12 protein-coding genes are annotated in these 12,450 nt (G+C 63.5%); 5 read left to right on the forward strand and 7 right to left on the reverse strand.

Going from position 1 to position 12,450, the window contains the following annotated elements:
- Positions 1 to 13 precede the first annotated feature (13 nt).
- The 3 genes from hutG to SB659_RS08745 all read left to right on the forward strand — a co-directional run bounded on the left by hutG (position 14) and on the right by SB659_RS08745 (position 1,801).
- Positions 14 to 970, forward strand: a complete 957-nt coding sequence (gene hutG, locus SB659_RS08735) for a formimidoylglutamase (protein WP_410550143.1) — start codon at positions 14 to 16, stop codon at positions 968 to 970.
- A 66-nt stretch (positions 971 to 1,036) separates the two neighbouring features.
- Complete coding sequence (locus SB659_RS08740; RefSeq protein ID WP_410550144.1) at positions 1,037 to 1,513, forward strand: hypothetical protein; 477 nt, start codon at positions 1,037 to 1,039, stop codon at positions 1,511 to 1,513.
- Positions 1,514 to 1,579: 66 nt separating this feature from the next.
- Entirely contained in the window at positions 1,580 to 1,801 is a 222-nt protein-coding gene (locus tag SB659_RS08745; protein WP_284979296.1) for a hypothetical protein, read from the forward strand.
- 88 nt (positions 1,802 to 1,889) lie between these two features.
- Here SB659_RS08745 and SB659_RS08750 read toward each other — a convergent pair whose 3' ends face one another.
- The 4 genes from SB659_RS08750 to SB659_RS08765 all read right to left on the reverse strand — a co-directional run bounded on the left by SB659_RS08750 (position 1,890) and on the right by SB659_RS08765 (position 6,601).
- The gene (locus SB659_RS08750) at positions 1,890 to 2,138 is read right to left on the reverse strand and encodes a hypothetical protein (protein ID WP_284975836.1); all 249 of its coding nucleotides are present in this window, start codon (positions 2,136 to 2,138) and stop codon (positions 1,890 to 1,892) included.
- Positions 2,139 to 2,282: 144 nt separating this feature from the next.
- Positions 2,283 to 3,875, reverse strand: a complete 1,593-nt coding sequence (gene hutH / locus SB659_RS08755) for a histidine ammonia-lyase (RefSeq protein ID WP_284979297.1) — start codon at positions 3,873 to 3,875, stop codon at positions 2,283 to 2,285.
- 4 nt (positions 3,876 to 3,879) lie between these two features.
- Positions 3,880 to 5,634, reverse strand: coding sequence for a urocanate hydratase (locus SB659_RS08760; protein WP_410550145.1), 1,755 nt, complete (start codon positions 5,632 to 5,634; stop codon positions 3,880 to 3,882).
- Between the two features lie 160 nt (positions 5,635 to 5,794).
- A complete protein-coding gene (locus tag SB659_RS08765; protein WP_410550146.1) occupies positions 5,795 to 6,601 on the reverse strand; it encodes an IclR family transcriptional regulator in 807 nt (268 codons plus the stop codon).
- 233 nt (positions 6,602 to 6,834) lie between these two features.
- Between SB659_RS08765 and SB659_RS08770 the strand changes: the two genes are divergently transcribed.
- Complete coding sequence (locus SB659_RS08770) at positions 6,835 to 8,271, forward strand: amino acid permease (protein WP_284979300.1); 1,437 nt, start codon at positions 6,835 to 6,837, stop codon at positions 8,269 to 8,271.
- A 40-nt stretch (positions 8,272 to 8,311) separates the two neighbouring features.
- Here the strand turns inward: SB659_RS08770 and SB659_RS08775 are convergent, their stop codons facing one another.
- Positions 8,312 to 9,061: a 3-hydroxybutyrate dehydrogenase gene (locus tag SB659_RS08775; protein WP_410550147.1), complete on the reverse strand. Its 750-nt coding sequence runs from the start codon at positions 9,059 to 9,061 to the stop codon at positions 8,312 to 8,314.
- A gap of 4 nt (positions 9,062 to 9,065) precedes the next feature.
- Positions 9,066 to 10,460: an MFS transporter gene (locus SB659_RS08780; protein WP_410550148.1), complete on the reverse strand. Its 1,395-nt coding sequence runs from the start codon at positions 10,458 to 10,460 to the stop codon at positions 9,066 to 9,068.
- Positions 10,461 to 10,603: 143 nt separating this feature from the next.
- Here SB659_RS08780 and SB659_RS08785 point away from each other — a divergent pair, with 143 nt between their 5' ends.
- On the forward strand, positions 10,604 to 11,500 hold the full coding sequence (locus SB659_RS08785) for a LysR family transcriptional regulator (RefSeq protein ID WP_410550149.1): 897 nt from the start codon (positions 10,604 to 10,606) through the stop codon (positions 11,498 to 11,500).
- A gap of 15 nt (positions 11,501 to 11,515) precedes the next feature.
- Here the strand turns inward: SB659_RS08785 and SB659_RS08790 are convergent, their stop codons facing one another.
- A complete protein-coding gene (locus SB659_RS08790) occupies positions 11,516 to 12,436 on the reverse strand; it encodes a spermidine synthase (RefSeq protein ID WP_410550150.1) in 921 nt (306 codons plus the stop codon).
- Positions 12,437 to 12,450 lie beyond the last annotated feature (14 nt).

Genomic DNA, 12,450 nt, shown 5'->3' on the forward strand with positions numbered 1-12,450 from the left:
GTGTGCTTGAAGCATGGGACCAACAAGCAGCCAGAGCCTCACTGTAGACATCAGCGCCAACCCTTGGACCGGCCGTTTCGACGGCGACGGCGCCGAGCACCGCCGCTGGTGGCAAGCCGTGGTGCCCCACACGCAGGCAGCGGCCGAGGCAGCTGCCCGGCCCGCCGTCGTGCTGGGTTTTTGCAGTGATGCCGGGGTCCTTCGGAACAAGGGCCGCGTGGGCGCCGCTGCGGCGCCTGCAGCTATCCGCTCGGCGCTGGGCCCGTTGGCCTATCACCTGGACCGTGACGTGTTCGACGCCGGCGATGTGCTGGTTGAGGGCGATGCGCTCGAAGTGGGCCAAGAACGTGCCGGGCAGGCTATTTCGAAGCTGCTCGACGCCGGAAACCTCACCGTGGTTTTGGGCGGCGGGCATGAAACAGCGTTCGCCAGCTACCTTGGTGTGGCCGGATCCGAATCCGTTCAAGGGAAGCGACTGGGTGTGCTGAACCTGGATGCCCACTTTGACCTGCGGGATGAGGCAACTCCAAGCTCGGGTACGCCGTTCCTGCAGATGGCCACGGCGGAGGCCGAGGCCGGACGAAAACTGAACTACGCCGTCGTCGGAATTTCCGAACCCAACAACACCCGGACGCTTTTCGACACCGCAGACCGGTTGGACGTGAAATACATCCTCGACGAACAATGCTCGCGCGAAGCGGTGGAAGTATTCGTCGCGGACTTTTTGGCCGGCATCGACGTTCTTTACTTGACGATCGACCTCGACGTCTTGCCTGCCTCGGTGGCGCCCGGCGTTAGCGCCCCTGCTGCGTACGGAGTGCCCCTGCCGGTGATCAGTTCCGTGTGCCGCCAAGTTGCCGCGAGCGGGAAGCTGCTCCATGTGGACGTTGCCGAGTTGAACCCGGAGTTCGACATTGACTCCCGGACCGCGAAGGTCGCCGCACGGCTGGTAAACAGCCTCCTCGCCTAGCGGCGGCGCACGACCCTGTTCATCTCCTCCCTCTTCCGCATAGCCTGTGTGGAGGAGAGGATGGCGATGGGTCCGAGTGCTGTGCAGGAGAAGTGGAGCTGGGTAGCGGGACCGGTAGCGGTCGCTTTGGGCTTGGTAGCCCACCTCCTCTCAGGTGGAAGCGCCCCCTCCGTGCCCGTGCTGCTTGCATTGACGGCACTGTGCGCATTGGCGGCAGAACTTATTGGCCGGTGGATTCACGGACCCATACTGCTGCTACTGATCTCCGGCCTTGCACAGCAGCTGCTGTTCTTTGGCTTCGACACCTTGGGAGGATCCTTTCCAGGCGGTGGACTCCTCACTCACTCACACGGCCCACAGCAGATCCCCACGGACGTGACCTCCGGCGCGAATTCGCATCCGGCGGCCCACGCTGGTGACTTGATGCTGTATACGCACGCCGCGGCCGCCATCCTCACGCTCCTGATCGGCGCGGGAGTGGCCAAGCTGGTGCGGTCAAAATCGCGGTCACACTCCGGCGCGGTGACCATTCCCGGACGGTAATACCAGCTCCGCCCCCTATAATTGATGGGTCGCCCTCGCATGCGACATCCAAGAGGAGGCCCCCCAATGACCCCTGCAATCATTGCAGAACGCGAAATACGACTGTCCTTTTCCAAGGCAGATGAAATCCACGACGGACTAGAACGCGCCGTGGAAGCTTTGATCAACAACGCAGCGGTTGACGCCGACTGCGGAATTATGGTGACCCGGCACGAGCCCGGCACCTACACCGTGGCCCTGGACGAATCCGTTCCCTTCGGCCAGATCCACGAAGCACTCGCTGCCTAGCAGCAAAAAAGAAGCCGGGGCTCACATGAGCCCCGGCTTCTTTTTAAGCAGACACCTGCTGTTAAACAGGCACCTCCACGTACTGTATTTATGCCCGGCGAAGCGAAACGCCGTCGGACTTCATGAACAGTTCCTTGCCCTCTTCGGTAACGCCCTGCCCGAGGCGCTCCAGCCACACCACGTTTCCACTAGTGGAGATCTCCTCGACCTGCCCGGTGGCGATCACGTGGGCGTGCTTGAGCACTTCCACGCGTTCGCCCACTTTCAGCGTCTTCCAATCGGAAACCATGGCTGAGTGAGCGCTTCGCTTGGACAGGACTGCTCCGCGTGCCTTCATTGAACTTCTACCCCTTTGTGGATGTTCGCTTGAATGTGAGTTATGACACTAGTTTTACTACACGCACCGCGCCCCGGAGATTGCGTTGCGAACAATTTCCGGGGCGTGGCGGTTTTGCCCATCGAATGAGCGCTTTATTCGGCGCTAGGCCAGAATCCCGACGGCGGATTCGGCGGCCGCGCGGACCGCGCCGGAGCCTACCAAGCGGTCAGCCGCTTCGAGTTCGGGCGACAGGAACCGGTCGGTTCCCGGTCCCTGGACCACTTCACGAAGCACCTCAAGCACGGCCGCACCAGCGGGTCCCGGGGTGAGTTCGCCGTCGGACATTTGCGTGCGCATGTCGATGGCGCGGGCGCTGGTGACGAGCTCGACGGCGAGCACCCGGCGGAGGTTTTCCACAGCCTTGCGCAGCTTCCGGGCGGCGTGCCAGCCCATGGACACATGGTCTTCCTGCATCGCGGAGCTCGGAATGGAGTCCACCGAGGCCGGAACGGCCAATCGCTTGTTGTCCGAGACGAGGCCGGCCTGGGTGTACTGGGCGATCATCAGGCCGGAGTCGACGCCGGGATCGGCAGCCAGGAATGCCGGAAGGCCATGGGAGCGAGCCGGATCCAGCATGCGGTCAGTGCGTCGTTCAGCGATGGAGCTGAGGTCAGCGACGGCGATGGCCAGGAAGTCCAGGACGTACGCCACAGGTGCGCCGTGGAAGTTGCCGTTAGACGAAACGCGGCCGTCGGGAAGGACCACCGGGTTGTCGATGGCTGCGGCCAGTTCGCGGGATGCGACCAGCGCGGCGTGGTCCACGGTGTCACGGACAGCACCGGCAACCTGCGGCGCGCAACGCAGCGAGTAGGCATCCTGGACTTTGGTGTCGTTGATTCGGTGGGATGCAACGATCGCAGAGTTGGACAGGACACGGAGCATGTTGTCCGCGCTGGCAGCCTGGCCCGGGTGGGGACGCAGGGCTGCGTGCAGCTCAGGGAGGAACACCTGGTCCGTGCCCAGCAGGGCCTCGACGCTGAGCGCCGCGGTGACGTCCGCCGTCGCGAGCAACATGCGGATGTCGGCGATGGCCATCAGCAACATGCCAAGCATGCCCTCGGTGCCGTTGACTAGTGCCAGGCCCTCCTTTTCGGCCAGGGTTACCGGCTCGATGCCGTGCTGCGCGAGCAGCTCAGCGACGCTCTTGTTTCCGGGCGTTCCGTACACTTCGCCGTCGGGACCCATTGCCTCGCCTTCGCCCATGAGCACCAAAGCACAGTGCGAGAGCGGAGCGAGGTCGCCGGAGCAGCCCAGCGAACCGAACTCGCGGACCAGCGGCGTGATGCCGGCGTTGAGGACGTCCACCATGGTCTGCAAGACCACAGGACGGACTCCTGTGCGGCCCGATGCCAGGGTCTTGGCACGGAGGAACATGATGCCGCGCACCACTTCCCGTTCCACGGCCGGCCCCATGCCCGCAGCGTGGCTGCGGATCAGCGACTTCTGCAGCTGCGTGCGGAGGTCATTGGGGATGTGTCGGTTGGCCAACGCGCCGAAGCCCGTGGAGATGCCGTACGCGGGAACGTCGCTGGTGGCGAGGCTGTCGATGTGGGCACGGACCTTCGCAACCGTGTCCAGGGCATCCTGGGAAATGGTCACCTTAGCGTCATGGCGGGCGACGGCGACGACGTCTTCCGGGGTCACGCCGGAAGATCCGAGGGTGACGGTGAGTTGTTCGTTCGAGGTAATGGTCATGTTCTTACTTGCTTTCCGGGGCTTCGTTCATGGGGATGCGGACGCCGCGTTCGTTGGCGACCTCGAGGGCTCGGTCGTAGCCGGCGTCGACGTGGCGGATGACGCCCATACCGGGGTCGTTGGTCAGGAGCCGTTCGAGTTTCTCCGCGGCCAGGTCCGTGCCGTCCGCGACGGAAACCTGCCCCGCGTGCAGGGACCGGCCAATACCGACCCCGCCGCCGTGATGGATCGACACCCAGGTAGCACCCGAGGACGTGTTCAGCATCGCGTTCAACAACGGCCAGTCAGCAATCGCGTCCGAACCATCAGCCATGGACTCGGTCTCCCGGTACGGGGACGCCACCGACCCCGAATCCAGGTGGTCACGGCCGATCACGATCGGGGCCTTGACCTTGCCCTCCTTCACCAACTGGTTGAACAACAACCCGGCCTTGGCCCGCTCACCGTACCCGAGCCAGCAAATACGCGCCGGCAACCCCTCGAACTCCACCCGGTCCGCCGCAGCATCCAACCACTTATGCAAGTGGGTGTTCTCCGGGAAGAGTTCCTTGATGGCCTTGTCCGTCACCGCGATGTCCTCCGGGTCCCCGGACAGGGCAACCCAGCGGAACGGACCCAGGCCCTCGCAGAACAACGGGCGGATGTACGCCGGGACGAAGCCGGGGAACTCAAACGCCCGGTCATACCCGCCCTTACGGGCCTCATCACGGATCGAGTTCCCGTAATCAAACACCTCAGCCCCGGCATCCTGGAACTCCACCATCGCCTGGACCTGAGCCGCCATCGACGCCTGCGCCTTCTTCGTGAACCCCTCCGGATCCGCCGCGGCCTCGGTGTGCCACTCCTCCACGCTGATGCCCACCGGCAGGTAGGACAGCGGATCATGCGCGGACGTCTGGTCCGTGACCACATCAATGGTCAGTTCTCCGGCCTTGTGACGGCGCAGCAGCTCCGGGAACACCTCAGCGGCGTTGCCCACGTAGCCAACGGACCAGCCACGGCGCTCTTCCTTGGCCTTATTGACCTTCGCGATCGCGGTGTCCAGGTCCGTTTCGACCTCGTCCAGGTAGCGCTTGCCGACGCGGCGGCGCAGGCGGGTTTCGTCGACGTCGACAATCAGGCACGCGCCGTCGTTCAGGGTGACAGCCAACGGCTGGGCGCCGCCCATCCCACCACAACCACCGGTCAACGTCAGCGTCCCCGCCAACGGCCCCTCCGACGAACCAGCAGCAGAGGAACCCTCGAGAGCGGGGGCCGGGTGGCGACCGTCAGCAGCCAGCTTGTTCCCGACCGCGGCGAACGTTTCGTACGTGCCCTGCAGGATGCCCTGCGTGCCGATGTAAATCCACGACCCGGCCGTCATCTGCCCGTACATCATCAAACCCTCAGCCTCGAGCCGGCGGAACTCAGGCCACGTCGCCCAATCCCCCACCAGGTTCGAGTTCGCCAACAACACCCGCGGAGCCCACTCATGAGTACGGAACACACCCACCGGCTTACCCGACTGCACCAGCAGGGTCTCGTCCTTCTCCATGGTTTCCAACGTCCGCGTAATCGCATCAAACGCAGCCCAGGACCGCACCGCACGGCCCGTACCCCCATAAACCACCAAATCATCCGGACGCTCAGCAACCTCCGGATCCAGGTTATTCATCAACATGCGCAACGGCGCCTCGGTCTGCCACGACTTAGCAGTAAGCCCAGTACCCCGCGCGGCCTTAACCGGACGGGCACCAGTAGTGAAATCGGCGGGTGCCATGGTGACTCCTTCGTCTTTGGGAAGTATGTGGTGGAAAGATCTCCTGCTTCTACTAAAGCCCCTTTACCAAGCGGCAGGAATGGCTTTATGCAGGGTACTGTCCGGGATTACAGACGCGCGCAGCGACGAACTGCGCGCGTTCGATCCCGGTCGGCAGGGCTTAGCCCGCGGGGCGGCCGTGGATCCGAATGGAGAGCTCGTCCGCCGTCTTCCGGATCCTCGCGGCCAGGACCGGCCATTGCTCGGCCGGCACTTTGTCTTCCAAGAACGTGACGGCGACTGCCGCCGTCGGCCATCCGACATGGTCCGTCACGGCGGCGGCAATGGAGCCGAATCCCGGCGTGATTTCGCCGTTTTCCGTGGCGTAGCCACGCTGCCGCACCTGATCCAGATGGGAGGACAGCGCCGAGTATTTCATGATGGGAAACTCCACCTCATGGCGCGACGTGAACGCGGCAGCATTCGGGTACAGGGCGCGCACTTGGGACTTTGGGAGGGCCGCGAGAATCGCCCGTCCAGTCGCGGTGAGGTGGCTGGGCAGGCGGACCCCAACGTCGGTCACAAGGCTGGGGCGGTTTTTCGCGCGCTCCTCAACGATGTACAGCACGTCGCGGCCGTGGAGCACAGCGAGGTGCGCACTCTCACCGATGGCATCCACGAGCGAGGCGAGCATCGGGCGGCCCAGCCTGGATAAAGGTTCCTGCCGCGAATACGCCGAGCTGAGCTCGAACGCGCTGATGCCCAGCCCGTAGCGCTGTTCCTCGTGCAAGTGGAGCACGAAGCCGTTGGCCTCCATGACTCCCAGGAGGTGATAGACACTGGACCGCGGCAAGCCAAGGGCCGTTGCAATGTTCGACGCCGCCATCGGGCCACGGCGCGAGGCCAACAGCTTCAGGATGCGCAGGGTGTTTTCGGCAGCCGGGACTTTCGATGTTGCCTTGCTCGGTGCCACTGGCGTCGTTGTCATGGTTCCTCACTGCTCGCGTGCATGGGTTGTCGGACTAACCGTCCGGTATCCCGTACTCAAGATTGCATGCGGAACCGGGCAGGCGCCAGACCATTACGAGCCATTCGAGTCTGGAGTGCCAGACTCGAGTTGTCTGCGATCAAAGACACCAAAGGTCCGTGAGTCCGATCACAAGCCTCCCGAAAGTGGTCTGCTGGATAGCGATCCCCTCCCAAAGACGAGAAGGTTTTACTATGCAACAAACCAAGCTGGCTGAGGAGAGCTCTGTCCTCCAAGCCGCGGGTACGGCGCTCAGCCGAGGCCTCAACGTCCGCCACATCCGTTTTATGGCCCTTGGCTCCGCGATTGGGACCGGCCTCTTTTACGGTTCAGCGTCCGCCATCCAAAAAGCCGGCCCGTCGGTGCTGCTGGCCTACATCATCGGTGGCGCAGCCGTGTTCATGGTGATGCGGGCCCTCGGCGAGATGGCTGTTCGACACCCCGTATCGGGCTCCTTCGGCCAGTATGCGAGCCGCTACCTCGGACCGTTCGCCGGATTTGTGACCGGCTGGACCTACGTCTTCGAGATGGCGATCGTTGCGATCGCCGATGTCACGGCTTTCAGCATCTATATGGGCTTCTGGTTCCCGCAGGTGGACAGATGGATCTGGGTGCTCGCCATCATCCTCTTCCTCGGAGCCATGAACCTGCTCAGCGTCAAGGTCTTCGGCGAGCTTGAATTTTGGTTCTCGCTGATCAAAGTGGTTGCGATTATTGCCATGATCGTCGGCGGTGCAGCGATCGTTGTGTTTGGCTTCCAAACGGGCGACGGCGGTGCCGTGGCGCCGGGGTTGGGGAACCTCGTCAACCACGGCGGCCTCTTCCCGAATGGTTTCGAGGGGCTCTTGGCCGCGTTCGCCGTCGTAATGTTTGCCTTCGGTGGCATCGAAACGATCGGCATCACGGCCGGGGAAGCCGCCGATCCCAAGAAGGTCATACCGCAAGCGGTAAACACGGTCCCGGTGCGCGTGCTGCTCTTCTACGTTTTGACGTTGGGCGTCCTGATGAGCATCTTCCCGTGGGACCAGATCGGTACAACCGGCAGCCCGTTCGTGCAGATCTTTGACGGTTTGGGCATCCCCGCGGCACCCCACATCCTCAATGGTGTTGTGATTACGGCGGCGCTTTCGGCGATCAACAGCGATATCTTCGGTGCCGGGCGCATTCTGTTCGGCCTGGCCCAGCAGGGACATGCCCCCAAGAGCTTCGGCAAGGTCTCCCGCCATGGTGTTCCTTGGATGACCGTGGTGATGATGGGCGGCATCCTGTTGGTGGGCGTGGTCCTAAACGCCGTGATCCCCGAGGACGTGTTCGTGCTTATCGCATCGATCGCTACCTTCGCCACCGTGTGGGTGTGGGTCATGATCCTGGCATCGCACGTGGCCATGAAACGCGAGATCAAGCTCCAGGGGCTGCCGGCGTCGGAGTTTGGTTCGCCTTTGTGGCCGCTCGCCTCAATCCTGACCATGGCGTTCATGGCAGTTGTCATCGTGATCCTGGGCGCTTTCGAGGACACGCGGGTGGCGCTTTACGTCGGCGGAACCTGGCTGGTGCTGTTGCTTGTGGCCTATAAATTGTGGGTCCGTGGGGGCGGGCTGCGCCGGGCAGAGCTGGTAGACGAAACAGCCTAGAACCCGGACGCGCCCGCCTTGGCCCCGGGGAGGTGGGGCTTTACTTAGCCGACCATCCGCCATCCATGGTGTAGCTGGCTCCGGTGACCATACCGGCGTCGTCGGAGGCCATCCACGCAGCCAGGGAGCCGACTTCCGCGGGCTCCACAAGCCGTTTGATCGCAGCCTCGGTCAGCATTACTTTGGCCAGAACTTCGGCTTCGGGTATGCCATGGACCCTGGCTTGATCGGCGATCTGGCGCTCCACCAACGGGGTCCGGACGTAGCCCGGGTTGATGCAATTGGAAGTGACTCCATGCTCGCCACCTTCCAACGCCGTCACTTTACTCAGCCCTTCGAGGCCGTGCTTGGCGGAAACGTAGGCGCTCTTGTACGCCGACGCGCGGAGTCCGTGAACGGACGAAATGTTGATGATCCGGCCGAATCCGTTGGCATACATGTGGGGCAACGCGGCCCGGATGAGGAGGAACGGGACCTCCACCATCAGGGCCATAATGCGCCGGAAATCCGCGGGGTTGAACTCCTCGATGGGTGCAACCTTCTGGATGCCGGCGTTGTTGACGAGGATGTCGCAATCAAGGCTCAAGGTTCCAAGAGCGTCGGTATCCAGCAGGTCCACGGTCCATGCGGTGCCGCCCAGTTCGTCGGCGAGCGCGGCAGCTCCGGAGGCATCGACGTCGGCCACAACCACTTTGGCCCCTCGGGCGGCGAGCGCACGGGCACAAGCTGCGCCGATACCGCTCGCGCCGCCCGTGACCAGCGCCTTGCGCCCATTCAACGAGTTGTCCATTTGATCAGCCTTTCGTTATGGCAGCACCGGCCGGGGTAAGTCCGTGGCGCACAGCGTCGGCCTGGTCCACCTCTTGGAGCGCGATGCCCTTGGTTTCCTTCAATGAAACGACGGCGACGGCGGTGATGACGCATGCGACCAAGAGGTAGATGGCGGTGGGCAGCCAGGAACCGGTGTCTTTGAGCCATTGCGTTGCCAACAACGGGGCGAGTGAGCCAGCGAAGATCGAGGTGACCTGCGATCCCAGCGAGACCCCGGAGTAGCGCATCCTGGTGGGGAAGAGCTCAGCCATGATGGCCGGCTGCCCGGCGTACATGAACGCATGCAGGCACAAGCCGATGGTGGTTGCGAGAACGATGATCACCGGGTTGCGGGTGTCGAACATGGGGAAGGCGAAGAAAGGCCAGGCCGCCCCGGTGATCGCACCAATGAGGTACACGGGTTTGCGTCCCCAAGAGTCTGCAAGCCGTCCCACCTGGGGGATCACCAGGAAGTGGATGAGGTGGGCAATGAGAAGTGCCAGCAGCAGGGAGGAGGTGTCGTACTTGTGGACGGTCTTGAGATAGACAATGACAAAGCTGACCACGAGGTAGTACATGATGTTCTCCGCGAAGCGCAGGCCCATGGCTTGGAGGATGCCCTTGGGGTACTTGCGGATGACTTCGCCCACGCCGTAGCTGATGGCTTTGGACTCTTCCACCTGCGCCTTGGCCTCGAGGAAGATCGGGGCTTCAGTGACGTGGGTGCGGATGTAGTAGCCAACAAACACGATCACTGCCGACAACCAGAACGCTACGCGCCAGCCCCAGCCGAGGAAGGCGTCAGCGCTGAGGGTGGTGGACATGACGAAGAGGACCAAGGTGGCAAGGAGGTTGCCCACCGGAACGGCTGCCTGCGGCCAGGAGGACCAGAAGGCCCGTGTCTTGTTGGGGCTGTGCTCGGCAACCAGCAACACCGCGCCGCCCCATTCCCCGCCGAGCGCGAAGCCCTGGATGAAGCGGAGCGCCACCAGCATGACCGGCGCCCAGAAGCCGACGTCGTGGAAGCCTGGGAGGCAGCCCATCAGGAAGGTGGAGGCTCCGACGATCACGATGGTGAGCTGGAGGGTTGGTTTGCGGCCGAGCCTATCGCCGATCTGGCCGAAGACGATTCCTCCCAGGGGTCGGGCCACGAAGCCCACCGCGTAGGTCAGGAAGGCCTGGATGATGCCGTCCAGCTCATTGCCGGTGCTGGGAAAGAAGTACTTGCCGAACACCAGGGTTGCTGCGGTTGCGTACAGGAAGAACTCGTACCATTCCACTACGGTGCCCACCATGGAGGCGGCAACGATTTTCTTAAGTCCGGAACCTTTGCCGGTCCCCTTGCCTGCGCTTGATGCGGAGCGCTGTTCTACGCCCATGTCCATCTCCTCAGTGTCCTCTTCGACAATGCCCTTTGTGAGCGCGCTGTGATCCACAACACGAAATGCTCCACTGAGTATTGCTGCAGATCCGCCCCGCCTCAATAACCAATAGGGCACCCCGCACGTGCAAAAATGCAGATATGAATCCAAACCCGGATGACCTCCTCATCCTCTTGGCTGTGTCACGTTCCGGGAAGTTCACGACGGCGGCACAGGCGCTGGGACTGAACCACACCACGGTCTCGCGCCGGATAGCGGCCCTGGAAAAGGCATTGGGCGGACGAGTCCTCGCACGGGCCGCGGGCGGGTGGGAGGTTACCGAACTGGGCGCCGAAGCTGTGCTGGTTGCCGAAAGGATAGAAGCGGCCGTAAACGCGCTGAGTCCGAGCGGGCGCGCACCTGACCCTATTACCGGCGTCGTGCGGATGACGGCGACCGATGGGTTCAGCGCGTACGTCGCCGCGCCGGCGGTGGCCCGGCTTCGCCGCAAGCACCCGGGGCTGAGCGTGGAGATCGTGACGGTAACGCGACGCGCCCTGCAGCAGCGCTCCGGGCTGGACATCGAAGTGGTGGTCGGGGCGCCCCAGGTGCACCGGGCAGAAGCGGTCCAACTGGGCGAGTACCGGCTCGGAATGTATGCCTCGCGGAACTACCTGGCGGACCATGGGACGCCCGCCACCATCGAGGAACTCACACAGCACCAGCTGGTCTACTTCGTGGATTCCATGCTTCAAGTGGACGATCTCGACGCCCCCAGGCGCCTGGTTCCCTCCATGCGCGATGGCCTGAGTTCGACCAACGTGTTCGTCCATGTCGAAGCTACGCGGGCCGGCGCGGGCGTGGGTTTCCTCCCGTGCTTCATGGCGGACAGGCATCCGGACCTGGTGCGCTTGCTGCCCTCGGACTTCGCCGAACTGCTGCCTTACTGGATGGTCCTCCGGCCCGACTCCATGCGCAGGCCGGCCGTAGCCGCCGTCGTCCACGCGCTGCGCGAGGAAGTCTTGGAACGCCGGCAGGAGCTTCTGGGCCGTGCCTAGCCTGCAGGGCCGTGCCTAGCCTGCGGGGTCGTGCCGGACGGGAGTCCCTGCGGCGAATGCCCGCACCTGGGCGTCGTCCCAAATGTGCGCCGGAACGCCACCGCCCAGGAGCCTGCGGGCAAGTACAGGATCATCGCCGAATGGGGCAGGGCTTCCCGCCATAATCATGTTGCCGTAGCGCCGGCCTTTGAGCATGGCGGGATCGGCGATGATCAGGGTGTGCTCGAACGTGTCCGCGATGGTGGCAGCGTCAGACCGGGCGTTCTTGAGGTCCGGGGCATCGCCGGAGTTGACCACGTAGAGGCCGTCCGGGGCCAGGACAGCATCGGCGTGTGCCGTGAATTCGCGGGTAGTCAATGGCGTGGGCGTGAAAGCCCCAGCGAAAACGTCGCGGATAATCAAGTCCCGTGTGTTCGGAGTCAGGGATTCTGTGACCTCACGCGCCTCACCCACACGGATGCGCAGCAGCGGAGCCTTGGGCAAGTCGAACCAGCCGCGCACGTATTCTGCGAGCTTGCCGTCGAGTTCAACCACAACCTGCCGTGCCTCAGGATAGGCGGCATGAAAGTACCGCGCCATGGTGCACGCTCCCCCGCCCAAATGCAATGTGCGCAACCTGGGTTTGGCGTCCCGGGACCAACGCGACTCAACCAGTGCCGCGATCCAGCGCATGTACTCAAAATCGAGGAACAGCGGGTCTGCGAGATCGATGTGCGAACTCATCACGCCATTGATTTTCAGCAGCCAGCCGGTGGAATTGTCCTGGTCGGGGACCAACTCGCAGTCGCCCGTGTCGATGTAGTAAACCCCTGCCACGGGGCCTTTGGGGCGCGCGCCGGCAGCCAGTTCGATGACGCCCGCCGTCGTCGCGGGTTTACCGGGTTTACTGGGCTTGCTGGATCTACTGGACCTGCCGGGTTTGCCGGGTTTCGCCACTAGCTTTGCCTCAC

The sequence above is a fragment of the Arthrobacter sp. SIMBA_036 genome (assembly GCF_046535135.1).
Lineage (GTDB): Bacteria > Actinomycetota > Actinomycetes > Actinomycetales > Micrococcaceae > Arthrobacter.